The organism is Rhizobium sp. S163 (assembly GCF_030380805.1).
Classification (GTDB): Bacteria; Pseudomonadota; Alphaproteobacteria; order Rhizobiales; family Rhizobiaceae; genus Rhizobium.
In genome coordinates this window covers 304,919-330,348 of sequence record NZ_JAUDSA010000018.1, presented here as the reverse complement: position 1 = coordinate 330,348, position 25,430 = coordinate 304,919, and the positions used below count along the sequence as shown (strand labels likewise).

Sequence of the window (25,430 nt, the reverse complement as noted above, 5' to 3'; positions counted from 1 at the left end):
GACGATGACTGACATGGAACGTCGCGGACGCGCGACCGAGGCTTTCTTCGGTCGCCGCAAGGGTAAGGCACTTCGCGGACAACAGGCGGAGAAGCTCAGCACCCTCTTGCCGGCGTTCATTATCGACCTCTCGGCGGCTCCCCCGGAGCCGCTGAGCACGCTCTTTCCCGTCGAGACCAACCGGCTGAGGCTGGAGATCGGCTTCGGCGGCGGCGAGCATCTGATCTACCGCGCGATCGAGACCCCTTCCACCGGCTTCATCGGTGTCGAGCCCTTCATCAATTCGATGCAGAAGCTGCTTGCCAGCGTCGACAATGCCGGCGCCCGCAATGTGCGCGTCTACAACGACGATGCGACGCAGCTGCTCGACTGGCTGCCGGATGGATCGATCGACCAGATCGACCTGCTCTATCCCGATCCCTGGCCGAAGCGGAAGCACTGGAAGCGCCGCTTCGTCTCGAAGACCAATCTCGACCGCTTTCACCGCGTGCTGAAGCCCGGCGGCCTGTTCTGCTTCGCCTCCGACATCGACACCTATGTGAACTGGACGCTCTTGAAGTGCCGCGACCACGGTGGCTTCGACTGGCAGGCCAGCAACGCGGCAGACTGGCTGACACCCTACGAGGGCTGGCCGAGCACGCGCTACGAGGCCAAGGCCCGGCGCGAAGGGCGTTCGTCCGCCTATCTGACGTTCAAGCGCGTCTAAACGATCAAGCGAGGTCGGCGAATGGCATCCTACCTGACCGACCTTCGCCGCTTTATCGGAAATCGCCTCATCCTGCTGCCCGCCGTCGCCGCCGTCATCCATGACGAGGCGGGCCGTTTGCTGCTGCAGGAAAAATCATCCGGAGAAGCATGGAGCCTGCCTGCCGGCGCGATCGAGCCGGGCGAGACGCCGCAGGAAGCCATTATCCGTGAAGTCATGGAAGAGACCGGGCTTGTCGTCACATCGACCAGCATTCTCGGCGTCTTCGGCGGACACGAATTCAGATATGTTTATCCGAATGGCGATCAGGTCGAGTATATCGTGACGCTGTTCAAGTGCCAGACCGGCGGCGGCAGCGGCGTCTGGACGGACAGCGAGACGAAATCCATCCGGTACTTCACACGAGACGACATGCCGCCGCTGGCGCTGCCCTATCCGACGTCCATGCTGTTTGGCCAAGGCTGAGCATCGGCTTCGGCCGGTAGCGTCAATCAATATCGAGCAAGATAGCGCCCTCTTCCCATTCAAGCACCTTGCTCGCGATCACGCCATCAGGCCCGACGGCGAGCGTGCAGCCGCAGCTCATCCAGCCATCTCCCCTGTCGCCGACGACATCGGAGGAGATGACCCAGCTGCCCGTGCGGACCGCGCAGGCGCGAAGGCTCTCGATCGCGGGCTCGCGCCACTGGTCCACCTTGTGCGCCCGGATCATCATATTGAGCGGGGCGCAGACGACGGAGGCGCCGTTTGCCACGATGGCATCGGAAAATGCCGGATCGCGAAAGTCGCTGCAGATATTAATGCCGAAGCCACGACCGGCTCTTTGCCAGACGGGAAATGCATTGCCCGGCGTGCAGCCATCTTCGAGCGGGTTGGCCTTGGCATACACGCCCGCCACAGCCCCGTTTTCGATCAGCATGGCGCTGTTGTAGACCAGCTCGCCGCGACGCTCGACAAAGCCGACGATCGCCGCTGTCCTGATGGAACGAAGCGGTTCGATCAGCTTGTGCAGCGCTGGATCATCGACGCTAAGCGCGCGCCGCTCGTTGATCGAGCGGTCGTAGCTATGGCCCTGGAGATAGCATTCGGGAAAGATGGCGAGATCGGCGCCGTGGCTGTCGGCCCATGTCAGGTCGCGCAGGATCACGCCTGCCGCCTTCTCAGCATCGAAAATGGGGAAACGCTGGAAGGACGCTATTCGCATGAGATGGGGCGTAGCATGAGTCGCCCCTCAGAAACAAAACAACGGCGTTCCGGGGAACGCCGTCTGTTTTCATGCTGACCCGCCTTAGTGCAGGCTGACCGTCTTCAACTCGTCTTCAGCGGCCTTGAAGAAGGTGCTGGAGCGGTTGTCCGTGAGGAGGATCGGGGTTCCGTCCGCGCCGAAGAGCGCCCATAGATCGACATTGGGATCGATATCGGGAGCTTCCGGAAAACACCGGGGAACATCCTCGGAGCGGATTTTCCTGATATAGGCGACCTCGCCGTTGCCGATGCCGGCAAGCTCGGTCTTGGTCAGGTGCGAATTGGCTTCTTTCATCAACATTCCTGTACCTCCAGAGAGAAGGGACCAACGGTGCGATTTGCGCCGTTGTCCTACTGTGGGACCGAAATGTTAATTTTCTTCACCATACGCGACGGCTCCGGGCGAATGAGATCCACCGACAGCAGGCCGTTCTTCAGGCCCGCGCCGAGAACCTGCATGCCGTCAGCCAGCACGAAAGTGCGCTGGAATTGCCTGGCGGCGATGCCGCGATAGAGATATTCGCGCTCGCCCTGCTCGACCTGGCGACCGCGGATGACCAACTGGTTTTCCTCGACGGAGATGTCGAGCTCCTCCTCGCTGAAGCCGGCGACAGCCAGCGTGATGCGCAGGCGTTCCGGATCATCGGTGATGCGGTCGGCGGCGAGGCGCTCGATATTGTAGGGGGGATATCCGTCACTCGCCTTGGAAATCCGCTCCAGCGTCTTTTCCATGGCGTCGAAACCCAGCAACAGCGGGCTGGCGAAAGGCGTCATACGGCTCATCAGCGTTCCAAGTCCTTGATGCAAGCGACCCTTCCGGACCTGAAGACAGCATCCGGATGTTGCTAATATGGGAACGAATGCAGGCATTCGCAAGACAGGGCGCGAGACACGGGGCGTAAGAGGTGCGGCCTCCCCGCACGCGATCGCGCCGCCTTGACAAAGCTTGCTGCGCCTCGCATCAAATCCTGCCCCGCGCCGGCTGTGCCGATTTGCGGCGGGAAGATAAACAGATGGTGCACGCATCGATATGTGCGTCGATACGGGCACTGGGAGGATGGGACGAACGGAATGGCAAACCCGAGAAAGATCATTATCGACACCGACCCAGGTCAGGACGACGCGGCCGCGATCATGCTGGCCTTTGGCAGCCCTGAAGAACTGGAACTGCTCGGCATCACCACCGTCGCCGGCAACGTGCCGCTCTCCTACACCAGCCGCAATGCGCGCATCGTCTGCGAGCTCTGCGGCAAGACCGACACCAAGGTTTTCGCCGGCGCCGACAAGCCGATAGCCCGCCCGCTCGTCACCGCTGAACATGTGCACGGCAAGACCGGCCTCGACGGTCCCGAACTCGACGAGCCGACCATGCCCTTGCAGGCCGGCCACGCCGTCGACTTCATCATCGAGACGCTGCGGAGCGAACCCGAAGGCACTGTGACGCTCTGCACGCTCGGACCGCTGACCAATATCGGCCTCGCCTTCCAGAAGGCACCAGATATCATCGGCCGCGTGCGCGAACTGGTGATGATGGGCGGCGGCTATTCCGAGGGCGGCAACATCACGCCGGCGGCCGAATTCAACATCTACGTCGATCCCGAGGCCGCCGACATCGTGTTCCGCTCCGGCGTGCCGATCGTGATGATGCCGCTCGACGTGACGCACAAGCTCCTGACGCTGAAATCGCGCGTCAAGCGCATGGCCGAGATCGGTACGCGCCCGGCGATCGCGATGGTGGAGATGCTCGAATTCTTCGAGCGCTTCGATATCGAGAAGTACGGCTCCGACGGCGGCCCGCTGCACGACCCGACGGTCGTTGCCTATCTGCTGAAGCCGGAGCTGTTCAAGGGACGGGTCTGCAATGTCGAGATCGAAGTGAAGTCGGAACTGACCGTCGGCATGACCGTGGTCGACTGGTGGCACGTGACCGACCGCAAGCGCAACGCGACCGTGATGCGCGATGTCGACGCGGACGGCTTCTTCGATCTACTGATCGAACGCTTCGCCCGCATCTGACTATCTTGATGAGATCAGGCCCGCTTAGGCGGGCCCGATTGGATCAGGCATCCTTCTGGTCGAAGACCGAGTTGGTTTCGGCTTCGACGATCTTCGGGCCGCCCTTGGCGACGCCGACCATGGCGGGGCGCAGGACGCGTTCGCCGATGGAATAGCCGGCCTGGACGACCTGGACGACGGTGTTGTTGGGCACGTCGGGGTTCGGCACTTCGAACATCGCCTGGTGGAAGTTCGGGTCGAACTTCTGGCCGACTGGCTCCAGCTTGCGCACGCCGTGGCGCTCCAGCGTCGACAGCATCGAGCGCTCGGTCATCTCGACACCTTCGATCAGCGTCGTCAGGCCGGCATCGGCGCCGGCGCGGGCCTCTTCCGGGATAGCGTCGAGCGCGCGGCGCAAGTTGTCGGAGACAGCCAGCATGTCGCGGGCGAAGCCGGCTGCGGAATAGGACTTGGCGTCCTTGACTTCGCGCTCGGTGCGGCGACGCAGATTGTCCATGTCTGCGGCGAGGCGCAGATAGCGGTCGCGCAGCTCGGCATTCTCAGCCTTCAGGAGCTCGATCGGATCGGGCTCGGCTGCGGTCTCGTTCTCGACGTTTGCGGCGGCGTCGGCTGCGGCTTCTTCCGCGGCTGCGTCAGGTCCGTTCTTCGTCGTCTCGTCAGTCATGACGTTCTCCGGTCATTGGTGGCTTTTGGATGAGCCCGATATCGAACTTTGAACATCAAAAATCAAGTCTGCGTGACGAAGAAGGTCGGAAACACAGGCATGTTCGGCCCGTGACGACCGCATATGAAAGCGACAGCGAGGCGGCAGCCACATGTCATTCTTACTTTCGCAAAACCTAATACGGTGCGACACTCATCTCTCAACCTGGGAGGTGCTGAGATGGCCGACGAAAACGTCTATGTCGGGAAATGCTTTTGCGGTGCCGTGGAACTGACCGTGACCGGCACGCCTGTCGCGATGGGCTATTGCCATTGTCGCTCCTGCCAGCACTGGTCGGCCGGGCCGATCAACACCTTCACGCTGTGGCAGCCGCAGGCGGTTCGGGTCACCAAGGGTGGCGAGCATGTCGAGAGCTTCCAGAAGACCGATTACAGCGTGCGCAAGTTCTGCGACACCTGCGGCGGGCATCTCTATAGCGAGCACCCGCTCTGGGGCGTGACCGACGTCTATGCGCCTGTGATCCCCGATCTCGATTACAAGCCGACCATGCATGTGAACTACGAGGACACCATCCTGCACGTGAAGGACGGGTTGCCGAAGTTCAAGGACATGCCTTCGGAAATGGGCGGTTCCGGGGTGCAGCTGCCTGAATAGCGCTATTTGGATGGGCGCGAGAGCCTTGCCATGAGCTGGGCGGTGTAATCGACCATCGGCACGATGCGCGAATAGTTGAGCCGCGTCGGGCCGATGACGCCGACGGCGCCGACGATGCGGTCGTCTTCATCGCGGTAGGGTGCGACGATCAGCGAAGAGCCGGAAAGCGAGAAGAGCTTGTTTTCCGAGCCTATGAAGATGCGCACGCCAGGGCCGCTTTCGGCAAGGTTCAGCAGCTCCAGCAGGCTGTCCTTCTTCTCAAGATCATCGAACAGCATGCGCAGGCGATCGAGATCATCCGGATTGCCCAGCCCCTCCAACAGATTGGCGCGGCCGCGGATGATGAGCTGCGCCGGCTTGCCTTCGTCCGCGCTGCCGGACCAGACGGCGATGCCGCGCTCTACCAGATCCTGCGACAGCGCGTCGAGCTCGTGGCGCACATCGGCCTTCAAGCGACCGAGCTGGCTGCGCAGTTCGGGCAGCGTCTGGCCGGTCATGTGGGCGTTGAGGAAGTTCGCGGCTTCGGTGAGCTGCGAGGAGGTGACGCCGGCGGGGAGTTCGATGATGCGGTTTTCGACCTGATCGTGATCGCCGACGAGAACGGCCAGCGCCTTGGTGGGCTCCAGGCGGATGAACTCGACGTGCTTTAGCACGGGATCGCTCTTGGACGTGATGACGAGACCGGCGCCGCGCGACATGCCTGACAGCATGCGGCTTGCTTCGTTCATCATCGCCTCCATCGGGCCATCGCGGCTTTCCGCCCGCACTTGCCGGTCGATATTGGCGCGGTCCTCGGCGGAGAGATCGCCGACCTGCATGAAGGCATCGACGAAGAAGCGCAGGCCCACCTGTGTGGGCAGGCGGCCGGCGCTGACATGCGGGGAATAGACGAGGCCGAGCTCTTCCAGATCGCTCATGACGTTGCGCACCGAGGCCGGCGACAGCGACATCGGCAGGATGCGCGAGAGATTGCGCGAGCCCAGCGGCTCGCCCGTCTCCAGATAGCCCTCGACGATACGACGGAAGATTTCCTTGGAGCGTTCGTCCAGCGCGGCAACGGCGTCCGAAATCGTCGACGACCTGAATTCCATTAAGCCTTGCGCACCCATGCTGATAATGATGCCGCAAAATATAGCCAATCTCCCCGTGCGCGCAAAAGGGAATTTGCAAATGCGCGCCGCCAATCGTAGAAGCGGTCAACAACAGACCCGCACATAGGATGAAGCCTGGGATCGCGCCCGCGTTCCCGGCCCCGTGCACCGAGGAGAATTAGGATGCGGCCATCAGGCAGAAAAACCGACCAGATGCGCAAGGTCACCTTCGAGCGCAACTTTTCCAAGCACGCCGAAGGCTCCTGTCTGGTGAAGTTCGGCGACACGCACGTGCTCTGCACCGCGAGCCTTGAAGAAAAGACGCCGCCATGGCTGCGCAACACCGGCAAGGGCTGGGTCACCGCCGAATACGGCATGCTGCCGCGCGCAACAGGCGACCGCATGAAGCGCGAAGCCGCCGCCGGCAAGCAGGGCGGCCGCACCCAGGAAATCCAGCGCCTGATCGGCCGCTCGCTGCGCGCCGTGGTCGACCTCAAGGAACTCGGCGAACGCCAGATCACGCTCGACTGCGACGTGATCCAGGCCGACGGCGGCACCCGCACGGCATCGATCACCGGCGCTTGGATCGCGCTCTACGACTGCCTGAAGTGGATGGAAAGCCGCAACATGATCAAGGTCGAGCGGGTTCTGAAGGACCACGTCGCCGCGATCTCCTGCGGCGTCTTCGCCAGCCAGCCTGTCATCGATCTCGATTACCTCGAGGACTCGTCGGCCGAGACCGATGCGAACTTCGTGATGACGGGTTCGGGCGGCATCGTCGAGATCCAGGGCACGGCCGAGGGCACGCCGTTCAGCGAAGAAGAGTTCGGCGCGCTGATGGCGCTTGCCAAGAACGGTATTGCCGAGCTGGTGGAGATGCAGAAGGCGGCGATTGCCTGAGGGTTTGAGGTCCTAGTAAAGGCCCCTCCCCAACCCTCCCCACAAGGGGGAGGGCTTAACCCAGACGCCCCGTCGACGTTCAATTTGGGCAGGCGGTTGCCACGGGTCTTCTCCCCCCTTGTGGGGGAGATGGCCGGCAGGCCAGAGAGGGTCTTTGGCGCCCCCCCCGGAGAATGACAGCATGATCGACGGCATTCTTGAAACCGCGCTTTATGTCGACGACCTCGATGCCGCCGAACGCTTCTATCGCGATGTTCTCGGCCTCGAGAAGGTTCTGCGCCATGACAACCGGCACGTCTTCTTCCGCTGCGGCCCAGGCATCCTCCTGATCTTCAACCGCCATGAAACGATCAAGCCGCCCTCTTCCGATGCGCTGCCGGTTCCGCCGCATGGCACGACGGGCGCGGGGCATGCGTGTTTCCGGATGAGTGTGGAAGCGATTGACTTGATCGCGGAAAAGCTCAACAAAGCGGGCGTTTCCATCGAAAGCGATTTTAGCTGGCCGAACGGGGCGCGATCGATCTATTTCCGCGATCCTGACGGCAACAGCCTGGAATGCGCCGAACCCAAACTTTGGAATCTTTGAAGGACCGCTCATGCGCAAGCTCGATACCCGCACCATCGTCGTTGCCAGCCACAATGCCGGCAAGATACGCGAGATCGCCGACCTGATCGGTCCTTTCGGCTTCTCGGCGAAATCGGCGGCCGAACTGAAATTCGAGGAGCCGGATGAGACCGGCACGACCTTCGAGGAAAACGCCGCGATCAAGGCGCTGGCTTCCGCCAAGGCTTCCGGCCTGCCGTCGCTCTCCGACGACAGCGGCCTTGTAATCGACGCGCTGGGTGGGGCGCCTGGCGTCTATACCGCCAACTGGGCGGAAACGGCTGACGGCACGCGCGATTTCGCCATGGCGATGCAGAAGGTCGAAACCGCTCTTGAGGAGAAAGGCGCGACCACGCCGGAGCAGCGCACCGCGCGCTTCGTCAGCGTGCTCTGCCTGGCATGGCCGGACGGACATACGGAAATGTTCCGCGGCGAAGTCGAAGGCTTCGTCGCCTGGCCGCCGCGCGGCACGGAAGGCTTCGGCTACGATCCGGTCTTCCAACCCGAGGGCTACGACACCACATTCGGAGAGATGAGCGCGGAAGAGAAGCACGGCTGGAAGCCCGGCGACCCTCAGGCTCTCTCGCACCGCGCCCGCGCCTTCAAGATCTTCGTCGAAACCTGCCTGGACGCATAAGACCCGAATCGTGGACACTTTGGAACAGCCTAACCTGACGCGCCATGCATCTCTTTTGCCCGATACCGGCGAGCCCGGCTTCGGCGTCTACGTGCATTGGCCGTTCTGTGCCGCCAAGTGCCCCTATTGCGACTTCAACAGCCATGTGCGCCACCAGCCTGTGGACCAGGAACGCTTTACCGCTGCCTTCCTGAAGGAGATGGCGGCGATGCGGCAGCTGAGCGGCCCAAAGACGGTGACCAGCGTCTTCCTCGGCGGCGGCACGCCCTCGCTGATGAACCCATCCACGGTCTCGGCCATTCTCGACGGCATCGCCAAGGAATGGCACATGCCCGATGGCATCGAGATCACCATGGAGGCCAATCCCTCCAGCGTCGAGGCCGAGCGTTTTCGCGGCTATCGCGCCGCCGGTGTCAACCGCGTGTCGCTCGGCGTGCAGGCGCTGAACGATCGCGACCTGAAGTTTCTCGGGCGTCTGCATGATGTCGAGGATGCGCTGAAAGCGATCAAGCTGGCGCGCGATATCTTTCCGCGCATGTCGTTCGACCTGATCTATGCCCGTCCCAAGCAGACGGTGGAGGAATGGGAGCGGGAGCTGCGTGAAGCGATCTCCTACGCGGTCGACCACCTGTCGCTCTACCAGCTGACGATCGAGGAGGGCACGCCCTTCTTCGGGCTGCACAAGATGGGTAAGCTCGTGGTGCCTGACGACGACCAGTCGGCGCTGCTCTACGAGGCAACGCAGGAAATCACCGCCGCCGAGGGCATGCCTGCCTACGAGGTCTCCAACCATGCCCGCCCGGGCGCCGAGAGCCGCCACAACCTCACCTACTGGCGCTACGGCGACTATGCCGGCATCGGCCCCGGCGCGCATGGCCGGTTGACGCGCGGCCCCATCAAGCTCGCCACCGCCACCGAGCGCAAGCCGGAAGCCTGGCTCGAGCTCGTGGAGCGCGACGGCCACGGCGTGCTCGACCAGGAACAGCTCGGTTATGACGAACAGGCCGACGAACTGCTCTTGATGGGACTGCGTCTCACCGAAGGCGTCGACCTCGCCCGCTGGCAGCAGCTCTCGGGCCGCGATCCGGATCCGAAGCGTGAAGAATTTTTACTGGAACACGGGTTTATCGAGCGGATCGGCAATTCGCGCATCCGCTGCACGCAGTCGGGGATGCTGATTCTGGATTCGGTGGTGGCTGATCTGGCTTGTTGATTTGAGGGTGGATGAGGTCTCTAGCGTCCTAGCGTGAGGCCCCCTCATCCGACCCTTCGGGCCACCTTCTCCCCTATGGGGCGAAGGGGAGATTGGCGCGAGCGGCCAGCCCCAAGTCTCTTCTCCCCAACGGGGAGAAGGTGCCGGCAGGCGGATGAGGGGGCTCCGAGCTCTATGCTATCCTCTTGTTTCTAAATAACTCCCGCAATCACACCACCCTCCTCCTCACCCGCGCAAACAACCGTCCATCGATCGCCGCAAGGCCGATCGCAATCATCGCCATGCCGATCAGATGCTTGCCCTGCAGCTGCTCGCCCAGGATGGCGGCGCCGAGCAGGATGGCGCTGACGGGGATGAGGAAGGTGACGAGCATGAGGTTGGTGGCGCCGGCCGTGGCGAGGATGCGGAAGAAGAGGACGTAGGCGACCGCTGTCGAGAGCAGCGCCAGGCCGAAGAGCGCCATCCAGGTCTCCATAGAGGGGGCGGCGAGCGTCCAGGGGTGGTCGACGATAAGGGCGATAGGGAGCATCAGCACGCTGGAGGCGGTGACCTGGCCGGCGGCGGGGAGAAGCGGTGCCATTCCCATCTGGCGGAAACGGCGGCCGTAGATACCGGCGAAAGAGTAGGAGAGTGCGGCGCCGAGAACGGCGAGCTGCGCCAGCACATTGGTTCCCAAATCGCGCAGCGCATCGAAGCCGATCATGTAGGCGACGCCGGCAAAGCCGACGAGGACGCCGAACAGGCGGTTGCCAGTCATCTTCTCATCCGCCGTCAACAGATGCGCGACGACGACGCCGAAGAGCGGCGTGGTGGCGTTGAGGATCGAGGCGAGGCCGCTCGCAATATGGGTCTGGCCCCAGACGATGAGGCAGAAGGGGATCATGTTGTTGATCAGGCCCATGACGAAGAAGGCGGCCCAAGACTTGCCATCACGCGGCATGGCGTGGCCGGTGGCGCGCACGATCAGATTCAGCGCGACGGCGGCGATCAGCACGCGGCCGGTGACGATGGTGAAAGGCGGCAGGGTTTTCACCAGGATGCCGTTGAAAAGGAAGGAGCCGCCCCACAGCAGCGAGAGCACCAGCAACATTCCCCATTCGGCAAGGCCCATCTGTCTCTGCTGCATCGCTTCTCTCCCTTTTGCGGCATGGCCGGCTTAGCGCTCGGCGCTAGCCTGCGCCACCCGATTCCTGCGCGGCTTGTTATCGTTTGTCGAGTTATTCTTATCCGTTATGATCAAGCTCTGACTTGGAATGATTGCCTTGATGCATATACTATGGCTGTCAGAGCCATGCGACAAACGAGTCTTTTTCGTTTCATGATTGAGCTGAGCTAAAGCATGAGTGATTTTCTTCCATCGCTATCGGCGCTCCGCGCCTTCGAAGCCGCCGCCCGGCATTTGAGCATGACGCTTGCGGCGCGGGAACTCAATGTGACGCCGGGCGCCGTCAGCCTGCAGATCCGCGATCTCGAGACGTCGCTCGGCGTGCGCCTGTTCGAGCGCAAGACGCGCGCATTGGCGCTAACGCCCGAGGGTGCCGACTATTTCACGACATTGCGGGCGGCCTTTCGGCTGGTGCGCGAGGCGACGGCGGCGATCACGGCGCGAAACCGCGGCACGGTGCTGAACATCACATGCACCGCGGGCTTTGCGACCTACTGGCTGGTGCCGCGGCTTTCGCGCTTCGAAGCGCTGAACCCGGAGATCGACGTGCGCATCAGCGCCTCGCACAGGGTGATGGATTTCCAGCGCGACGGCATAGACCTCGCCATACGCCATGGGCTCGGCGGCTATGACGGCCTCGTCAGCGAGCGACTGGTGGATGACGAGTTGGTGCCGGTCTGCACGCCGAAGCTCGCCGATGCGCTCGGCCCGGATCCATCGCCCGATGCACTGGCGCCGTTCCAGTTGATCCACGACGTCTACCGTCACGACTGGCAGCTATGGCTGGAGGCGGCGGGCGCAAGCGATGCCGATGCTGCCCGTGGCCCTGTTTTCATGCACGGCAACGGCGCCTACGAGGCGATGAAGGCGGGGCTCGGCTTCGCGCTGATGCGGCGCTCCTTCGTGACGACTGAACTGGAAGACGGCCAAGTCGTCGCTCCCTTCCCCGTCGGCGTCGCCAGCCGGCTCGCCTTCCATCTCGTCTATCCCGGCCAGGCGCTGGAACGGCCGGCTGCCGCCGCCTTCCGTCGCTGGCTGCTCTCCGAAGCGCAGCGCTGATCGCGGCGCCTGCGCGCTTAATTCAGCAATCGCCGAAAAAGTGGACCGTCGCACTCATAAAACACTTTCCCGCCGCGTATTTGCTGATTATCATAGTCAGGATTAAGACGCATACGGGCAAGGCCGAACCTCAGTCATGGCAGTTCAACAGATCGCGCGGACGGCGCCCGGGCTTCCGCAGCCGATTGGCTTGTCGCACGCTTTTTCCGGCGATCACGCCTGGTGCCGCGAGAAGATGATGCTGGCAGATGAGCTGGCCGGTGGCGTCGCCCTCGCAACATTCTTCGAGGATGGCGGTTTCGAGCGAGCAATCGACCGGTACACCGAGGTGACCAAGGGCACGGATCGCCGTGCCGTCGTCTCCATGTGGTCGCTCTATTATTTCGCCGGGATCAGCATTCCCTATCTGCTCGCCCGCCGCCTGGCCGGCCAGGTGCTGCCGGTGGCTTTCGATGAGATGACGATCGCGCTGACCGAGGACGGGCTGCCGCGCGCCTTCGGCGTCTCCCATCGTGGCATGATCGGCGAAGAGACGAGCGGCGACGAATTTTCCGTGGTCGGGCCGTTGATGGCTGGCCATCTCAACGTGGCCGTCGAACGATTGAAGCGCTGCGGGCTCTCGGCAAAGCTCCTTTGGAACAACGCCGCCGTCTACATCGACTATACGCTGCGTCTGACCGATAGCGACGGCTGTGGGCGTTCCGCTCCCGACCTGCCGCTCTTCGTGCGCGGATGCCTGCCGGATGGTGGGCCGAACCCCTTGTGCGGCAGCGTCAGACAGGTCGAGGAAGACGGGCAGATGATCCAGCGGCGCAAGCTCTGCTGCCTGCGCTATATGCTGCCAGGGGTCGCCAGCTGCGGCAATCGCTGCGCGCTGCCCAGCCAGCGCAATCCGCAATAGACACATTGCGCCGCTTCAGCTCAGAACCGATGACGACGCGGCGCGTCACTTGGCCCACGCCTTGACGTAGTCGATGTCGAATGTGGCAGTGAGCGCCTGCGAGCGATCCTCGTCGCCGGGCAGATCGTAGAGGTTCAGCATGAGCTGCATCGGATAATCGGGGCTCTGGCGGGTGCGTGTGACGACCGTCCCATCGACGAGAAAATCGATCCCCTCGGGCGTCCAATCCATCGCGTAGACATGCCAGTCGCCAACAGCGATCGGCACGCTTGCCTCATCGAGCTCCGTTGTCAGTTTCGGATCGTGGATCTTCTTGATGCCGCGCCCGATCTTCACCGCATCGGGCTCGACATTGCCGCCGAAGACTTCGAAGAGGGTTATCTCCCCGGAGCGGTGCGGCTCGTCCTCGAAGCCGATCAGCCATAGTGCCGCCAGGTTCCATGGGTTGAGGCTTGCACGAGCGCGCATCTCCAGACGGCAGTAATGTGGCAGGAAAAGGCGGCGGGGCGCGATCGCCTCGCGCACCGTGAGATCCTGATTGAACCGATGCTGGCCGGCGCGGCTGCCGACCGGGCCGGACCAATGGCCCGTCTGCAGATTGGAGACCCTGACGCCGCCATCGAATTCCGGGCACCAGGGCTGCTGGTCGTCTTCGACCACCAGCCGGAGGTAGCCATCGCGGATCTTGTAGCGCGCCTGCGACCGTTCCCATGAACTCCAATGCGGGAGATAGCAGGGCAGCCAGTTTTCGCCGTTCAGCTCGGGCGCATCGAAGTCGTCGGAAAAAAGCAATGCCGGCATGATCAGCTCCGCGCCTCAATCGTCTACTGCCGACTATGCAGAGGCGCGCGCCAAAAGCAAACGGCCGGGATTGCCCCGGCCGTCTGGCGATGATGCGAGCAGCGATCAGGCTCTGCGGGACGCACCCGTCTTGAAGAGGCTGCCGGTCGGGGTCTTCAGGAACATGTCGAGCGGAATGTGCTCCTGGTGCAGGAAGCCGGTTGCGGGCAGCAGGCCGTCGCGCACCATCTCGATGACGGCAACGACCGATGCCGAGGTTGTCCAGGCGATCGCCGTGCGGCGGGCGCCTGATATCTCGATCGGGTAATAGGCGCGCACGAATTCCTTGCGACGCAGGCTGCCACGCTCGGTGCCTTCGGCGGCGACATGCACGTAGACGACATCGTCATCGACTGGCGGCTTGGCTTCCGTCAGGATTTCGCCGGCGAGCTTGCGCTTGTCGCGCATCAGAAGCTCGTGGAAGAAGAAGTTCATCAGGTCCATGTGGCCGGGATAGCGCATGGTCTTGTAGTCGAGGTTCTCGACCTTGCCGAGCAGCGTGTCGCACATGGTGCCGAGACCACCCGAGGTCGTGAATGCCTCAAGCTTGACGCCCTCGACGTAGATGGTCTCCAGCCACTCCATCGGCGACACCAGCTTGCGCACGCCGCCTTCGATCACTTCGCAATCGTTCAGATACTCGTTGACGACGCCCTCCGGCGACCAGTTGAAGGCATAGCCCAGGAGGCCGGTCGGATTTTGCGGCAGGGCGCCGACGCGCATGCGGATCGAGCGGCAGCGGTCGAAGCCATCGGCAAGGCTCGAGCCGACGATGCCGACAAAGCCCGGGGCAAGGCCGCATTGCGGCGCCATCAGGCCACGCGCGGTCTTCGACAGCTCGATGATGAAGTTGGTGGTGGGCACATCTTCCGTCAGATCGAAATAATGGATGCCGGCTGCATGGGCGGCGCGCGCCAGCTCGATGTTCAGGTGATAGGGCAGGCACGACAGCACCGCATCGACACCCGAAAGCAATTCACCGATGACGGCGGGGTCGGAGATATCGCCGCTATGGCACTTGAACGGCACCTCGCCTACAGGCAGTTGCGCGTCCACACCCGTGACCTCGAAGCCGCCCTCATGCAAAAGCGTGGCGGCCAGCCGCCCGACCTTGCCCAGACCGAGTACGGCGATTTTCGTAAAGCTCATTTATATCCTCCCAAGGCGCAGCGTTTTCCTCCCGCCGCGCGTATGCTTGAAAGGGCTGTATAAAATAAACAGCGCATAAAAGGAAACGGCCGGGATCGCTCCCGGCCGCTTAATTTCGATGCCATGATCGCGACTATTCGTTGATCAGGCGCTTCAGCAGCTCGATCTCGTGCGACAGCTTGCTATCACCTGAAATCAGCTCCTCGATCTTGCGCACGGCGTGCAGAACCGTCGTGTGGTCACGTCCGCCGAAGCGACGACCGATCTCTGGGAAGGAGCGCGGGGTCAGGGTCTTGGCCAGATACATGGCGATCTGGCGCGGCTTGACGATGACGCGCGTGCGGCGGTTCGAGACCAGCTCCTGGCGCGACACGTTGTAGTGACGTGCGACGATGCGCTGGATATCCTCGATACGCACGCGGCGCGGCTCGCCGGAGCCGACCAGGTGGGCGAGAAGCTCGTCCACGCGCTCGACCGTCAGGTTCGGCTCGAAGGAGCGACGGAAGAGCAGCTGGTTGAAGGCGCCTTCCAGTTCGCGGCCGCTGGCGGTGATGCTGCGGGCAACGTGGTTGAGCAGCTCGGTCGACATTTCCAGCGACGGGTCTTCGCCACGGGCGACCTCAAGACGACGCTGGAGGATTTCGAGACGCATCTCGTAATCCGGGCCGTCAAGCTCGATCGCCACGCCACCCTGCAGACGCGAACGAACGCGCGGGTCGAGCGATTCCAGCTCCCAGGGCGCACGGTCGGCTGCGACGACGACCTGCTTGGCACTGTCGAGCAGCATGTTCAAGAGATGGCAGAACTCGTGCTGGATCATCTTGCCCTGCAGGAACTGCATGTCGTCGATGATCAGAAGGTCGATGTTGCGAAGCGAGTCCTTCAGCGTCAGCGCATCATTGTCGCGGATCGCGGTTGCGAAACGCCACATGAAGTATTCCGCCGTCAGGTAGACGACGCGCAGCTGGCGCGGGTTCTGTACGGCTGCATTGGCGATCGCCTGCAGCAGATGGGTCTTGCCGAGACCGACCGTGGAATGAACGAAGAGCGGGTTGAAGCGCACTGCGCCCTGACCGGCTTCGGCAATGGTCTTTGCAGCCGCGAGAGCGACGCGGTTGGAGCTGCCTTCGACGAAGGTGTCGAAGGTGAAGCGGTTATCGAGCGGCGAGCCGAAGAGCGGCTGGCCAGAGGTCGCCGGACGCGCCGCAGACGCTGCCGAAACAGCCTGCTGGACGATCTGGCCGGCCTGCTGAGCGACCGGGCGACGGATCGGCGCGACGGATGATACCGGCTCCTGGGTCGCCGTTTCTTCCGGCTTGCTGGTTGCGCGCGCTGCCGTGCGAACCAGGATTTCGACCTTCAGGATTTCAGCGTCTTCCGCCTGGAAGATGCCGGTGATCAGGTCGAGGTAGCGATTGTTGATCCAGGACTTCAAAAAAGTTGTTGGGACCGTCAGCCGTACGACACTCTTGGAGACGGAATGGAGCTTCAGTCGTGCAAACCAGCTTGCGTAGACATCCGGACCGACCTGCGCCTTCAGGCGTGCACTTGCTCGTTCAAAAAGTATGCCATCATTCTTCATGTCTCCCTTTTCCCCCGCCGCGTCTGGGCAAATAGAGCCTAACGTCTGAGATACCTTGTCCGAGTTGTCCAAAGCACTCGCCGCCATCGAATTCATGTGCATCTTGCCGCCTTATAGTTCCATCGGCCGACCTAATCCTGGTCGCCCGATCATTTCCCCGCTTATGACCTGACAGCATCACCCTCATGCTCTGCCGTCGGCCGGTTCACTCAAACGCGTGCCTCTTAACGAGAGGCGACTGTTGGAGGCGAAGCCAACCGCTTCATGCGGTCTTATTGCTTCTTGTCTCCTAGGTGCCCGCTCCTCGTCCGACGAACACCAGCCTGCCTGCGTATGCTTTTTCTCTTCATTAGGATCGCACGCGCTGCGTGCAGCCCTCAAAAATGGCGCACAGATGATCCCGTTCCGCGGCAGCCATAGCCGCGGTCCAATCTGCATCAGTGCGTGAAAATCCGGAGGTCGAAACTTCCGCAACAAAAGACACTAAAGCATCGTCCTGCCGACGTGGCAGTTTCAGACCAAGCCTTAAAACAGGTGATGTCCGAGCCCCTTGTTGGGAGGCATTTAGGCAGGATCGGGGGTCGAGATCAACGGGCATATTTCGCCAAAATTAAGCGTAGCCGGTTGACTCCTGCGGCAGATTTAGGGCGCTGCACTGGAGCAAAAAAAGAATCGCTTTTGAATCAAGGAGATTCAGGAAACCGGCAATTTTGACACGCATAAAAAGAAAAAAAGAAAAAAGCTTCTTGACTCGTTTTAGACGCCGCAAGGGAAGGTCTGAGTCTCTTCGCTCAGGAACAACCTGGCACAAGCCTCTGTAATCACTCATTTTTTTGTGTCATTTGCCGGACACGAAATCGTCGCCAAATTAACCACAGTTCGGGCAATTGGCGGAATCGAAAAAGCCCGACAAAGTTGCCGGGCTAATCATATAGCTGTCTTTATTAACGGAAGCTTTAAGCGGTCGCGCCGACCGACAGAGCCTTCACACGAGCTGCGAGGCGCGAGACCTTGCGGGATGCCGTGTTGGCGTGCAGGACGCCCTTGCTTGCTGCGCGGGCCAGTTCCGGCTGCGCGGCCTGGAAAGCTTCCTTGGCCTTGGCAGCATCGCCAGCTGCGAGCGCTTCTTCGACCTGACGAACGAACGTGCGAACGCGCGAGCGACGAGCCTTGTTGACGTCGGTACGGCTGGCGATCTTGCGGGTCGCTTTTTTCGCCGAAGTTGTATTGGCCATGGATGCCTCTCTCAAGAATTCGAACAAATTCCGCTACCGCCGCGGGCCTTGCAGCCACTTCCTACACAGCAATGCGGGAGTATTATCGGGAAACCGGACTGGCTTCCCGAACCTTGGGCGGGCATATAACCCTAAAGCCGACCGGCGTCAACGCGCATTTTCAAGGAACCGTCGCCTTTTCTCTTCAGGGCTCAGCGGTTCTTGAAGGCGGGTTTACGCTTTTCGATGAAGGCTGTCATCCCTTCCTTCTGATCTTCCGTCGCGAAGAGACTGTGGAACAGGCGGCGCTCGAAGCGCAGACCTTCCTCCAGCGTGGTCTCCAGAGCGCGGTTGACGGCCTCCTTGGCCATCAGCACCGAGGGGCGCGACAGGGACGCGATCTTGGCCGCCGCCTCCAGCGCTTCATCGAGCAGACGATCGGGCGCCACCACACGCGATACGAGTCCTGCCCGTTCTGCTTCCGCCGCATCCATCATGCGGCCGGTCAGGACCATATCCATCGCCTTGGCCTTGCCGACGGCGCGCGTCAGGCGCTGGGAGCCGCCCATGCCGGGAATGACGCCAAGGGTGATTTCCGGTTGGCCGAACTTGGCGGTCTCCGACGCGATGATGAAGTCGCAGATCATGGCGAGCTCGCAGCCGCCGCCGAGCGCGAAGCCGCTGACGGCGGCGATGACGGGTTTGCGCACCTTGGCGACATCCTCCCAGCCGCCGAGGAAATTGCGGCGGTAGACATCGGCGAAATCGAGCGACTGCATTTCCTTGATATCGGCGCCGGCGGCAAAGGCGCGCTCGGAGCCGGTCAGGACGATGGCGCCGATGGCGTCGTCATTCTCGAATGCGGCGTAGGCCTGCAGCAGTTCCTTCAGCACCGTCGAGTTCAAGGCATTCAGCGCCTGCGGGCGGTTCAGCGTGATCAGGCCCACGGCGCCACGGGTTTCGACGATCAGCGTTTCATAAGACATGCGTTCCTCCCGGTCGGGCCAATGCCCAGGCTTACTTCTGGCAGACAGTTATTTCTGGCAAGTAGGGCAATAGAAGGTCGAGCGCCCGGCCTGAACGATGCGGGCGATGGTACCGCCGCAGTCGGGCGTACGGCAAGGTTGCCCTTCGCGATCATAGACGGAGAAGGAGTGCTGGAAATAGCCGAGCGAGCCATCCGTCTGGATATGATCGCGCAGCGACGAGCCGCCCGCCTTGATCGCATCTGCAATGACGTCGCGGATCGAGGAGACCAGCAGGTCGAGCTGCTTTGTAGGCTTGCCGGTCGGCGTCACTAGGGTCGATGCGGGTCGCGTCGGCTTCAGGTGCGCGCGCCATAGCGCCTCGCACACATATATATTGCCGAGGCCGGCAATGTTCTTCTGGTCGAGCAGCGCGCTCTTCAGCGGCTGCGCCTTGCCCTTGAAGCGCTCGGCCAGATAGGCGGCGCTGAGCGCATTGCCTGTCGGCTCCGGGCCGAGCCCATAGAGAAAGGGATTGATGTCGAGCGCGGTGCGATCGGCCATGTCCATGAAGCCGAAGCGGCGCGGGTCATTATAGATGACGCGGCTTTGGCCCGACGGCCCTTCCAGATGGAAGATCACGTGATCGTGCTTTTCATCCTTGGAGCGCGGGTGATGGAATTCGCCCGGTGTTTCGGAGATGGGGGTTTCGGCGATCGGGCCTGCCTCGATGCGGAAGGAGCCGGACATGCCGAGATGGGCGATGATGGTGGCGCCGCTATCGAGATCGATCAGCAGATATTTGGCGCGGCGGCCGAGCGAGACGATGGTGCGGCCGGACGCCTTTTCGCCGAAGGCCTCAGGAAACGGGAAGCGCAGGTCCCCTCGCCTAAGCTCCAATTTGACGATGCGCGCACCCTCCATGGTGGGCGCGAGGCCGCGTTTGACGGTTTCGACTTCTGGCAATTCCGGCATCTTAACCCATCTATATCGAACATGTTTCAACCGCCCGCGATGTGCGCTATAGCGCCATGGTGTCGCGGACCGGACCGTTGCCCACAGATAGCGTCGCCTGCCTGATTTCGCTATGGTCGCCGCGTTGATTTAAGAGATTGGAGTATTCGATGTCAGACAGCCGCACCTCCGCCGACGGCGGCATGGAAACATCATACGGCTTCCGCGAAGTTTCAGGCGGCGAAAAGCAGGGCCTCGTCAACGAAGTCTTCCATAAGGTCGCCAAGCGCTACGACATCATGAACGACGTCATGTCGGTCGGCATGCACCGCGTCTGGAAGGATGCGATGATCGCGGCGCTGAACCCGCGCAAGGAACCCGGCTACAAGACGCTCGACGTGGCCGGCGGCACCGGCGACATCGCGTTTCGCATCATCGAAGCATCGAACCGGATGGCGCACTCCACCGTGCTCGACATCAACGGCTCGATGCTGGCTGTCGGCGCCGAGCGCGCGGCCAAGAAGAAGCTCTCCGACAACCTGACCTTCGTCGAGGCGAATGCCGAGGAACTGCCCTTCGAGCCGAACAGCTTCGACGCCTATACGATCGCCTTCGGCATCCGCAACGTGCCGCGCATCGACGTGGCGCTCAGCGAAGCCTACCGCGTGCTGAAGCGCGGCGGCCGTCTTCTGGTGCTCGAGTTCTCCGAAGTCGACATGCCGCTGCTCGACCGCGTCTATGAAAGCTGGTCGTTCAATGCCATTCCGAAGTTCGGCAAGGCGATCACCGGCGATGCCGAGCCTTATCAGTATCTGGTCGAATCCATCCGCAAGTTCCCCAACCAGGAGAACTTCGCGGCGATGATCCGCAATGCCGGCTTCTCGCGCGTCAGCTACACCAATTATACCGGCGGGATCGCCGCCCTTCACTCCGGCTGGAAGCTTTAAGCCGGAATGAGCACTGTTTCGGCATATTTCCAGCTCTGGCGGGTTGGTTGGATTCTCGTGCGCGAGGGCGTCGTCTCGGCGCTGCCTTCCGACGAGCTTCCGCCCTCGGTCGCGGCTGCCAAGTCCTTCGTCGGCATGTTTGCGCGCAAGCGCGCCAAGACCCAGAAGCGCAGCGACCGGCTCTCCAAGGCCGTCGAGCGGCTGGGGCCTTCCTATGTGAAGATCGGCCAGTTCCTGGCGACGCGGCCCGACGTCGTCGGCGTCGAGTTCGCCGACGACCTGTCGCAGCTGCAGGACCGGATGGCCTTCTTCCCCGAGGCCGCCGCCAAGGCCAATATCGCGGGATCGCTCGGCCGGCCGGTGGATGAGCTTTACGTCAGCTTCGGCGAGCCGATCGCGGCTGCCTCGATCGCGCAGGTGCATCCGGCCGAGGTGATGACGCCGCAGGGACGCAAGAAGGTTGCCGTCAAGGTGGTGCGCCCCGGCGTGCGCCAGCGCTTCACCCACGATCTCGAGGCGATGTATCTCGTCGCCCATCTGCAGGAGCGCTTCATGCCCTCCAGCCGGCGCCTGAAGCCGGTGGAAGTGACGAAGACGCTGGAGCAGACGACCAAGGTCGAGATGGACCTTCGGCTCGAGGCGGCAGCGCTTTCGGAGATCGCCGAGAACACCCAGAACGATCCGGGCTTCCGCGTTCCGACCGTCGATTGGGAACGCACAGGACGCGACGTCATCACCATGGAGTGGATCGACGGCGTCAAGATGTCCGATGTCGAGGGCCTGAAGGCCGCCGGCCACGATCTCAATGCGCTGGCCGACACGCTGATCCAGTCCTTCCTGCGCCATACGCTGCGCGACGGCTTCTTCCATGCCGACATGCATCCGGGCAATCTCTTCGTCGACCCCAAGGGCATGATCGTCGCAGTCGACATGGGCATCGTCGGGCGTCTCGGAAAGAAGGAACGCCGCTTCCTCGCCGAGATTCTCTACGGCTTCATCACCCGCGATTATATCCGCGTTGCCGAGGTGCATTTCGAGGCGGGCTACGTGCCCGGCCACCACAATGTCGAGAGCTTCGCGCAGGCGATCCGGGCGATCGGCGAACCGATCCACGGGCAGCCGGCCGAGACGATCTCGATGGGCAAGCTGCTGACGCTGCTGTTCGAGGTGACCGAACTGTTCGACATGGCGGCACGGCCCGAGCTGGTGATGCTGCAGAAGACCATGGTCGTGGTCGAGGGCGTCGCCCGCATCCTCAACCCGCGCTTCAACATGTGGAAGGCTTCGGAGCCGGTGGTCGGCGAATGGATCCGCAACAATCTCGGACCGAAGCGGATCGCGACCGATATCAAGGATGGGCTAAAGGCCGCCGTGAAGCTTGCCGAGGCCGCACCCGAGATCGCCGCCAAGACCGAGAAGTTCCACCACGAGCTGCTAAGGATGAGCGAGAACGGCCTGCGCTTCGACGCCGAGACGGCCGAGGCGATCGGCAAGTCTGAAGCCCGCCACAGCCGCTCCGGCCGCTGGGCACTGTGGCTGATCGCGCTGACGCTAATCTATATCGCCTGGGTGGTTAGCTGAGCGCTCACCATGAGCCTACCGATAATGAGAAAAGCCCGCTTTGCCGCGGGCTTTTTCTATTTTTTTGCTATCGGCGCGACAGCCTTGCGGCGGCGAGTGCGGCGACCATGCCGATCGCCAGCAGTGTCAGCGTGAAGATCACCACCGCGTTCCAGCCATCGGCGCCCCAGAAATAGCCGCCGACGGAGCCGGCGACGCTGGAGCCGATGTAATAGGACAGGAGATAGAGCGACGAGGCGTGGCCCTTGGTGCCCCTGGCCAGCCGCCCGACCAGCGCGCTTGCGACCGAGTGGGCGACGAAGAAGCCCGAGGTCAGGAGTACGATGCCCAGGATGATAAGCGGCAGCGAGGCCGAGAGCGTCAGCGCCACGCCGATCGCCGAAAGCGCTATGCCAGAAGGCAGCACGACGAAATGGCCGAAGCGGTCTCCGAGCACGCCTGCGATCCACGAGGCGGCGATGCCGAAGATGTAGACCGTGAAGATCAGGCCGAGTTCGGTTTGGTTCAGATTGTAGGGCGTTTCGACGAGGCGGAAGCCGATGTAATTGTAGACCGTGACGAAGGTGCCCATGGCGAGGAAGCCGATGGCGAACAGGAAGGGCAGCGCCGGGCTCCTGATATGGCCGGCCCAGGCACCCAGATGGAAGCGGGCGTTGAAGCCCTTGCGCGGGGTGAAATTGCGCGAGGCGGGCAGGAGCAGGAAGAAGCCGATGGCCGCCGCAAGGCCGATGGCGCCAAGCGTGCCGAGCGCGATGCGCCACGAGAAGAACTCGGCCAGCGTACCGGTGACGACGCGGCCGGCCATGCCGCCGAAGGCGTTGCCGGCGATGTAGAGGCCCATGGAGGCGCCGAGGCCGCGGGGATCGATCTCTTCCGAGAGATAGGCCATGGCGACGGCCGGGACACCGCCGAGGAGCAAGCCTTCAAGCGCGCGGATAACAAGGAGCGCATGCCAGCTGGGGACTAGCGCGCAGGCGATCGTGCAAAGAGCGGCACCGAGCAACGAGGCGAACATCAGGCTGCGGCGCCGGAAGCTTTCAGAGACGGCGGCGGCGCAGAAGATGGCGAAGGCGAGCAGGCCCGTCGACAGCGACAGGGAGAGCGAGCTTGCGGCCGGGCTGATGCCGAAGTCGCTGGCGAAGATCGGCATCAGCGGCTGGACGCAATAGAGCAGCGAGAAGGTGGCGAAGCCCGAGAGGAACAGCGCGATGCTGGCGCGCCTGTAGGCCGGAGTGCCGCGCAGCAGGAACTGCTTTTCCTGCGGCTCGCTTCCCTGCTGTTGGGAGGCGACATTCTCGATGACGGTGAGATGGGGACGGGAGGGGATTTCCGAGGGAACGGACTGCTTGTCTGCGGCGCGTGGCATTGAGGACCAACCTTTCACGCCCTTTGATCTAGCCAACCGATCATCATTTGTCCAATATATGAAACTGGCTTTCTTGATAGGTTTTGGAGATACCGATGGAGCTGCGCCATATCCGCTATTTCCTTGCGGTGGCCGAGGAGCAGAATTTCACCCGCGCCGCCGCCAAGCTCGGCATCGGCCAGCCGCCGCTCAGCCAGCAGATTCGCGATCTGGAAAACGAGATCGGGGCGGCGCTGTTTCACCGCGTGCCGCATGGGGCGGAGCTGACCGAGGCGGGATCGGCGTTTCTGCCGGAGGCGCGCGCCGCGATTGCCTCGGCCGAGAAGGCGAAGCTGGCCGCCCAGCGGGCGACGCGTGGCGAGACCGGGCGGCTGGCGCTCGGCTTTACGGCGTCGTCGGCCTTCAACACTGCCGTCAGCGGCACGATCCGCCGGTTTCGCGGGCAATGGCCGGATGTGAGCCTGTCGCTTACCGAGATGAACAGCAACTGGCTGATGGAAAAGCTGATGCGGCAGGAGATCGACGCCGCCTTCATTCGCCCCGGGCTGGAAGACCCGAAAGACGTGTACCTGAAGCGGCTGGCGGACGAGCCGATGCTGATCGCCTTGCCGGCGCACCACGCGCTGGCGAAGCTGAAGACCGTGCCGCTCTCCGCACTTTCGGGCGAACCCTTCATTCTCTTTCCGCGCACCGTCGGCCTCAGCCTCTATGACGATATCGTGCGCGGCTGCCGGGATGCGGGCTTCGAGCTCGTCGTGACGCAGGAGGCGCCGCAGATCCCTTCCGTCATCAATCTGGTCGCCGCCGATCTCGGCGTGTCGATCGTGCCCGGTTCGCTCGAGCATCTTAAACTCGACGGGGTCGCCTACCGGCCGATCGAGGGGCCGCCTTTGGTGGCGCGGCTTGGGCTGGCGATGCTGAAGGCACAGCGGTCGCGTGTCGTCGGCAATCTGATGAGCCTGATCTGATCAGCCTGATGGGTCCCAATAGGGCGGATCGCCGAAAGTCTTGCGCAGGTGATCGGCGACGGCGCGCAGCTTGGCGGAGGGATTGCGGCCTTCGGGGTGAGCCATGTAGATGAACTCGGCTTCCGGCTTGTAGCCGACGTCGATCTCGCTCAGCAGCCCCTCGCTCACCGCCGGGCCGGCGATGAAGGCCGGCAGAAGCGCGATGCCGAGGCCGGCTACCGCCGCATCGCGGATCATGTCGCCATTGTTCATGCCGAGCACCTGGCTGGCGCGGACGACAATCGCGCCATCCGGCGTCTGGAAGCGCCAGTCGGAGACGCCGCGATTGGTGTAGAAAATGCCCTTGTGGCCATCGAGATCATTCAGCGTCTTCGGCGTGCCGTGGCGCTCCAGATAGTCGGGAGACGCGACCAAGAGACGGCGGCTGCGGCTGAGCTTCCAGACAACGAGACGGGAATCGACGATCGGCCCGTTGCGCACGATGGCATCATAGCCTTCCGATGAAACGTCGACGCGGCGGTCGTCGATATCGAGCACCAATTGGATCTCCGGGTGCTTGGCCAGAAACGGATAGAGCGCGGGGCCAAGATGCATGCGGCCGAAGGTGACGGGGGCGGCGATCCGCAAGGGGCCTGAGAGCGTGCCGCGCCGCTCAGCCATCTCGGCCGTGGCATCCTCGATCTCGCGGACGATGCGGGCGGCGCGATCGAGAAAGGCGGTGCCGTCCTCGGTCAATGTCAACTTTCTAGTGGTGCGGTGGAGCAGCATGCCGCCCAGCGAGCGCTCCAGTTCGGCCAGCCTTTCGCTGACCACCGATTTCGACAGGCGAAGGCGCCGCGCCGCCTCGCTGACCGAGCCGGATTCCACCACCGACACGAATGCCGTTATTCCCTCAATCTTGATCATCGTTCGGTATTTCCGAATTCGAGTTCCGCTATTTGGAGACTAATCCGAACAAAAGGAAAATGCCATCTTCCACTCATCGAACGGGGCGGCAAACGTCACCCCA

27 protein-coding genes are annotated in these 25,430 nt (G+C 62.7%); 13 read left to right on the top strand and 14 right to left on the bottom strand.

Annotated features, from left to right (window positions below; genetic code table 11):
- The first annotated feature begins 4 nt into the window (after nucleotides 1–4).
- Nucleotides 5–706, top strand: coding sequence for a tRNA (guanosine(46)-N(7))-methyltransferase TrmB (locus tag QTL96_RS17180; protein ID WP_289728541.1), 702 nt, complete (start codon nucleotides 5–7; stop codon nucleotides 704–706).
- 21 nt (nucleotides 707–727) lie between these two features.
- Nucleotides 728–1,171 carry an NUDIX domain-containing protein gene (locus QTL96_RS17175; RefSeq protein WP_289728540.1) on the top strand — a complete coding sequence of 148 codons (444 nt, stop codon included), beginning with the start codon at nucleotides 728–730 and terminating at the stop codon, nucleotides 1,169–1,171.
- Nucleotides 1,172–1,193: 22 nt separating this feature from the next.
- Here the strand turns inward: QTL96_RS17175 and QTL96_RS17170 are convergent, their stop codons facing one another.
- The 3 genes from QTL96_RS17170 to QTL96_RS17160 form a co-directional block, all read right to left on the bottom strand.
- Nucleotides 1,194–1,910, bottom strand: a complete 717-nt coding sequence (locus tag QTL96_RS17170) for a carbon-nitrogen hydrolase family protein (RefSeq protein ID WP_289728539.1) — start codon at nucleotides 1,908–1,910, stop codon at nucleotides 1,194–1,196.
- A gap of 84 nt (nucleotides 1,911–1,994) precedes the next feature.
- On the bottom strand, nucleotides 1,995–2,252 hold the full coding sequence (locus QTL96_RS17165; RefSeq protein WP_018898177.1) for a DUF1150 family protein: 258 nt from the start codon (nucleotides 2,250–2,252) through the stop codon (nucleotides 1,995–1,997).
- A 50-nt stretch (nucleotides 2,253–2,302) separates the two neighbouring features.
- Nucleotides 2,303–2,734: an Hsp20 family protein gene (locus tag QTL96_RS17160; RefSeq protein ID WP_047507035.1), complete on the bottom strand. Its 432-nt coding sequence runs from the start codon at nucleotides 2,732–2,734 to the stop codon at nucleotides 2,303–2,305.
- Between the two features lie 288 nt (nucleotides 2,735–3,022).
- Between QTL96_RS17160 and QTL96_RS17155 the strand changes: the two genes are divergently transcribed.
- Nucleotides 3,023–3,967, top strand: a complete 945-nt coding sequence (locus tag QTL96_RS17155) for a nucleoside hydrolase (RefSeq protein ID WP_026282940.1) — start codon at nucleotides 3,023–3,025, stop codon at nucleotides 3,965–3,967.
- Between the two features lie 43 nt (nucleotides 3,968–4,010).
- On the opposite strand, the gene grpE is transcribed toward QTL96_RS17155, so the two are convergent.
- A complete protein-coding gene (gene grpE, locus QTL96_RS17150; RefSeq protein ID WP_018898174.1) occupies nucleotides 4,011–4,631 on the bottom strand; it encodes a nucleotide exchange factor GrpE in 621 nt (206 codons plus the stop codon).
- 219 nt (nucleotides 4,632–4,850) lie between these two features.
- On the opposite strand from grpE, the gene QTL96_RS17145 reads away from it, so the two are divergent.
- Nucleotides 4,851–5,285, top strand: coding sequence for a GFA family protein (locus QTL96_RS17145; RefSeq protein ID WP_111561566.1), 435 nt, complete (start codon nucleotides 4,851–4,853; stop codon nucleotides 5,283–5,285).
- 2 nt (nucleotides 5,286–5,287) lie between these two features.
- Here QTL96_RS17145 and hrcA read toward each other — a convergent pair whose 3' ends face one another.
- A complete protein-coding gene (gene hrcA, locus QTL96_RS17140) occupies nucleotides 5,288–6,376 on the bottom strand; it encodes a heat-inducible transcriptional repressor HrcA (protein WP_018898172.1) in 1,089 nt (362 codons plus the stop codon).
- Nucleotides 6,377–6,559: 183 nt separating this feature from the next.
- Between hrcA and rph the strand changes: the two genes are divergently transcribed.
- The 4 genes from rph to hemW all read left to right on the top strand — a co-directional run bounded on the left by rph (nucleotide 6,560) and on the right by hemW (nucleotide 9,730).
- On the top strand, nucleotides 6,560–7,276 hold the full coding sequence (rph, locus tag QTL96_RS17135; protein ID WP_018898171.1) for a ribonuclease PH: 717 nt from the start codon (nucleotides 6,560–6,562) through the stop codon (nucleotides 7,274–7,276).
- Between the two features lie 181 nt (nucleotides 7,277–7,457).
- Nucleotides 7,458–7,862 carry a VOC family protein gene (locus QTL96_RS17130; protein WP_289728538.1) on the top strand — a complete coding sequence of 135 codons (405 nt, stop codon included), beginning with the start codon at nucleotides 7,458–7,460 and terminating at the stop codon, nucleotides 7,860–7,862.
- A gap of 10 nt (nucleotides 7,863–7,872) precedes the next feature.
- The gene (gene rdgB, locus QTL96_RS17125; protein ID WP_112983060.1) at nucleotides 7,873–8,517 is read left to right on the top strand and encodes an RdgB/HAM1 family non-canonical purine NTP pyrophosphatase; all 645 of its coding nucleotides are present in this window, start codon (nucleotides 7,873–7,875) and stop codon (nucleotides 8,515–8,517) included.
- Between the two features lie 10 nt (nucleotides 8,518–8,527).
- The gene (gene hemW, locus QTL96_RS17120) at nucleotides 8,528–9,730 is read left to right on the top strand and encodes a radical SAM family heme chaperone HemW (RefSeq protein WP_289728537.1); all 1,203 of its coding nucleotides are present in this window, start codon (nucleotides 8,528–8,530) and stop codon (nucleotides 9,728–9,730) included.
- A gap of 208 nt (nucleotides 9,731–9,938) precedes the next feature.
- Here hemW and QTL96_RS17115 read toward each other — a convergent pair whose 3' ends face one another.
- Complete coding sequence (locus tag QTL96_RS17115) at nucleotides 9,939–10,856, bottom strand: DMT family transporter (protein ID WP_289728536.1); 918 nt, start codon at nucleotides 10,854–10,856, stop codon at nucleotides 9,939–9,941.
- Nucleotides 10,857–11,069: 213 nt separating this feature from the next.
- Here QTL96_RS17115 and gcvA point away from each other — a divergent pair, with 213 nt between their 5' ends.
- Nucleotides 11,070–11,954 (top strand): transcriptional regulator GcvA, encoded by an 885-nt coding sequence (gene gcvA, locus QTL96_RS17110; protein ID WP_289728535.1) that lies wholly within the window; start codon nucleotides 11,070–11,072, stop codon nucleotides 11,952–11,954.
- 136 nt (nucleotides 11,955–12,090) lie between these two features.
- Complete coding sequence (fhuF, locus tag QTL96_RS17105) at nucleotides 12,091–12,855, top strand: siderophore-iron reductase FhuF (protein ID WP_289728534.1); 765 nt, start codon at nucleotides 12,091–12,093, stop codon at nucleotides 12,853–12,855.
- A gap of 45 nt (nucleotides 12,856–12,900) precedes the next feature.
- On the opposite strand, the gene QTL96_RS17100 is transcribed toward fhuF, so the two are convergent.
- From QTL96_RS17100 to mutM, 6 genes are all read right to left on the bottom strand, one after another.
- The gene (locus QTL96_RS17100) at nucleotides 12,901–13,656 is read right to left on the bottom strand and encodes a glycoside hydrolase family 16 protein (RefSeq protein WP_289728533.1); all 756 of its coding nucleotides are present in this window, start codon (nucleotides 13,654–13,656) and stop codon (nucleotides 12,901–12,903) included.
- Between the two features lie 105 nt (nucleotides 13,657–13,761).
- The gene (locus tag QTL96_RS17095; protein WP_113239289.1) at nucleotides 13,762–14,844 is read right to left on the bottom strand and encodes a saccharopine dehydrogenase C-terminal domain-containing protein; all 1,083 of its coding nucleotides are present in this window, start codon (nucleotides 14,842–14,844) and stop codon (nucleotides 13,762–13,764) included.
- A 133-nt stretch (nucleotides 14,845–14,977) separates the two neighbouring features.
- Nucleotides 14,978–16,528, bottom strand: coding sequence for a chromosomal replication initiator protein DnaA (dnaA, locus tag QTL96_RS17090; protein ID WP_289728532.1), 1,551 nt, complete (start codon nucleotides 16,526–16,528; stop codon nucleotides 14,978–14,980).
- A gap of 854 nt (nucleotides 16,529–17,382) precedes the next feature.
- Nucleotides 17,383–17,661, bottom strand: coding sequence for a 30S ribosomal protein S20 (rpsT, locus tag QTL96_RS17085; RefSeq protein ID WP_018898162.1), 279 nt, complete (start codon nucleotides 17,659–17,661; stop codon nucleotides 17,383–17,385).
- 191 nt (nucleotides 17,662–17,852) lie between these two features.
- Entirely contained in the window at nucleotides 17,853–18,626 is a 774-nt protein-coding gene (locus tag QTL96_RS17080) for an enoyl-CoA hydratase (RefSeq protein WP_209188903.1), read from the bottom strand.
- Nucleotides 18,627–18,674: 48 nt separating this feature from the next.
- On the bottom strand, nucleotides 18,675–19,580 hold the full coding sequence (gene mutM / locus QTL96_RS17075; protein ID WP_289728531.1) for a bifunctional DNA-formamidopyrimidine glycosylase/DNA-(apurinic or apyrimidinic site) lyase: 906 nt from the start codon (nucleotides 19,578–19,580) through the stop codon (nucleotides 18,675–18,677).
- 149 nt (nucleotides 19,581–19,729) lie between these two features.
- Between mutM and ubiE the strand changes: the two genes are divergently transcribed.
- Together ubiE and ubiB are read left to right on the top strand one after the other, a co-directional pair.
- Entirely contained in the window at nucleotides 19,730–20,506 is a 777-nt protein-coding gene (gene ubiE / locus QTL96_RS17070) for a bifunctional demethylmenaquinone methyltransferase/2-methoxy-6-polyprenyl-1,4-benzoquinol methylase UbiE (protein ID WP_289728530.1), read from the top strand.
- A 6-nt stretch (nucleotides 20,507–20,512) separates the two neighbouring features.
- Complete coding sequence (ubiB, locus tag QTL96_RS17065; protein WP_289728529.1) at nucleotides 20,513–22,087, top strand: 2-polyprenylphenol 6-hydroxylase; 1,575 nt, start codon at nucleotides 20,513–20,515, stop codon at nucleotides 22,085–22,087.
- A gap of 67 nt (nucleotides 22,088–22,154) precedes the next feature.
- Here ubiB and QTL96_RS17060 read toward each other — a convergent pair whose 3' ends face one another.
- Complete coding sequence (locus QTL96_RS17060; RefSeq protein ID WP_289728528.1) at nucleotides 22,155–23,453, bottom strand: MFS transporter; 1,299 nt, start codon at nucleotides 23,451–23,453, stop codon at nucleotides 22,155–22,157.
- A 95-nt stretch (nucleotides 23,454–23,548) separates the two neighbouring features.
- On the opposite strand from QTL96_RS17060, the gene QTL96_RS17055 reads away from it, so the two are divergent.
- Nucleotides 23,549–24,421, top strand: coding sequence for a LysR family transcriptional regulator (locus QTL96_RS17055; RefSeq protein ID WP_289728527.1), 873 nt, complete (start codon nucleotides 23,549–23,551; stop codon nucleotides 24,419–24,421).
- Here QTL96_RS17055 and QTL96_RS17050 read toward each other — a convergent pair whose 3' ends face one another.
- Complete coding sequence (locus QTL96_RS17050) at nucleotides 24,422–25,327, bottom strand: LysR substrate-binding domain-containing protein (protein WP_113010964.1); 906 nt, start codon at nucleotides 25,325–25,327, stop codon at nucleotides 24,422–24,424.
- Nucleotides 25,328–25,430 lie beyond the last annotated feature (103 nt).

What these genes read in the sequence shown, in the direction of transcription:
- QTL96_RS17080 (WP_209188903.1), bottom strand. Translation starts at nt 18,626, where the DNA reads ATGTCTTATGAAACGCTGATCGTCGAAACCCGTGGCGCCGTGGGCCTG.
- grpE (WP_018898174.1), bottom strand. Translation starts at nt 4,631, where the DNA reads ATGACTGACGAGACGACGAAGAACGGACCTGACGCAGCCGCGGAAGAA.
- QTL96_RS17050 (WP_113010964.1), bottom strand. Translation starts at nt 25,327, where the DNA reads ATGATCAAGATTGAGGGAATAACGGCATTCGTGTCGGTGGTGGAATCC.
- QTL96_RS17145 (WP_111561566.1), top strand. Translation starts at nt 4,851, where the DNA reads ATGGCCGACGAAAACGTCTATGTCGGGAAATGCTTTTGCGGTGCCGTG.
- QTL96_RS17095 (WP_113239289.1), bottom strand. Translation starts at nt 14,844, where the DNA reads ATGAGCTTTACGAAAATCGCCGTACTCGGTCTGGGCAAGGTCGGGCGG.
- QTL96_RS17165 (WP_018898177.1), bottom strand. Translation starts at nt 2,252, where the DNA reads ATGTTGATGAAAGAAGCCAATTCGCACCTGACCAAGACCGAGCTTGCC.
- QTL96_RS17160 (WP_047507035.1), bottom strand. Translation starts at nt 2,734, where the DNA reads ATGAGCCGTATGACGCCTTTCGCCAGCCCGCTGTTGCTGGGTTTCGAC.
- QTL96_RS17155 (WP_026282940.1), top strand. Translation starts at nt 3,023, where the DNA reads ATGGCAAACCCGAGAAAGATCATTATCGACACCGACCCAGGTCAGGAC.
- QTL96_RS17180 (WP_289728541.1), top strand. Translation starts at nt 5, where the DNA reads ATGACTGACATGGAACGTCGCGGACGCGCGACCGAGGCTTTCTTCGGT.
- QTL96_RS17115 (WP_289728536.1), bottom strand. Translation starts at nt 10,856, where the DNA reads ATGCAGCAGAGACAGATGGGCCTTGCCGAATGGGGAATGTTGCTGGTG.
- gcvA (WP_289728535.1), top strand. Translation starts at nt 11,070, where the DNA reads ATGAGTGATTTTCTTCCATCGCTATCGGCGCTCCGCGCCTTCGAAGCC.
- rdgB (WP_112983060.1), top strand. Translation starts at nt 7,873, where the DNA reads ATGCGCAAGCTCGATACCCGCACCATCGTCGTTGCCAGCCACAATGCC.
- QTL96_RS17170 (WP_289728539.1), bottom strand. Translation starts at nt 1,910, where the DNA reads ATGCGAATAGCGTCCTTCCAGCGTTTCCCCATTTTCGATGCTGAGAAG.
- rph (WP_018898171.1), top strand. Translation starts at nt 6,560, where the DNA reads ATGCGGCCATCAGGCAGAAAAACCGACCAGATGCGCAAGGTCACCTTC.
- hrcA (WP_018898172.1), bottom strand. Translation starts at nt 6,376, where the DNA reads ATGGAATTCAGGTCGTCGACGATTTCGGACGCCGTTGCCGCGCTGGAC.
- QTL96_RS17060 (WP_289728528.1), bottom strand. Translation starts at nt 23,453, where the DNA reads ATGCCACGCGCCGCAGACAAGCAGTCCGTTCCCTCGGAAATCCCCTCC.
- dnaA (WP_289728532.1), bottom strand. Translation starts at nt 16,528, where the DNA reads ATGCACATGAATTCGATGGCGGCGAGTGCTTTGGACAACTCGGACAAG.
- mutM (WP_289728531.1), bottom strand. Translation starts at nt 19,580, where the DNA reads ATGCCGGAATTGCCAGAAGTCGAAACCGTCAAACGCGGCCTCGCGCCC.
- QTL96_RS17175 (WP_289728540.1), top strand. Translation starts at nt 728, where the DNA reads ATGGCATCCTACCTGACCGACCTTCGCCGCTTTATCGGAAATCGCCTC.
- QTL96_RS17130 (WP_289728538.1), top strand. Translation starts at nt 7,458, where the DNA reads ATGATCGACGGCATTCTTGAAACCGCGCTTTATGTCGACGACCTCGAT.
- QTL96_RS17055 (WP_289728527.1), top strand. Translation starts at nt 23,549, where the DNA reads ATGGAGCTGCGCCATATCCGCTATTTCCTTGCGGTGGCCGAGGAGCAG.
- rpsT (WP_018898162.1), bottom strand. Translation starts at nt 17,661, where the DNA reads ATGGCCAATACAACTTCGGCGAAAAAAGCGACCCGCAAGATCGCCAGC.
- ubiE (WP_289728530.1), top strand. Translation starts at nt 19,730, where the DNA reads ATGTCAGACAGCCGCACCTCCGCCGACGGCGGCATGGAAACATCATAC.
- QTL96_RS17100 (WP_289728533.1), bottom strand. Translation starts at nt 13,656, where the DNA reads ATGCCGGCATTGCTTTTTTCCGACGACTTCGATGCGCCCGAGCTGAAC.
- ubiB (WP_289728529.1), top strand. Translation starts at nt 20,513, where the DNA reads ATGAGCACTGTTTCGGCATATTTCCAGCTCTGGCGGGTTGGTTGGATT.
- fhuF (WP_289728534.1), top strand. Translation starts at nt 12,091, where the DNA reads ATGGCAGTTCAACAGATCGCGCGGACGGCGCCCGGGCTTCCGCAGCCG.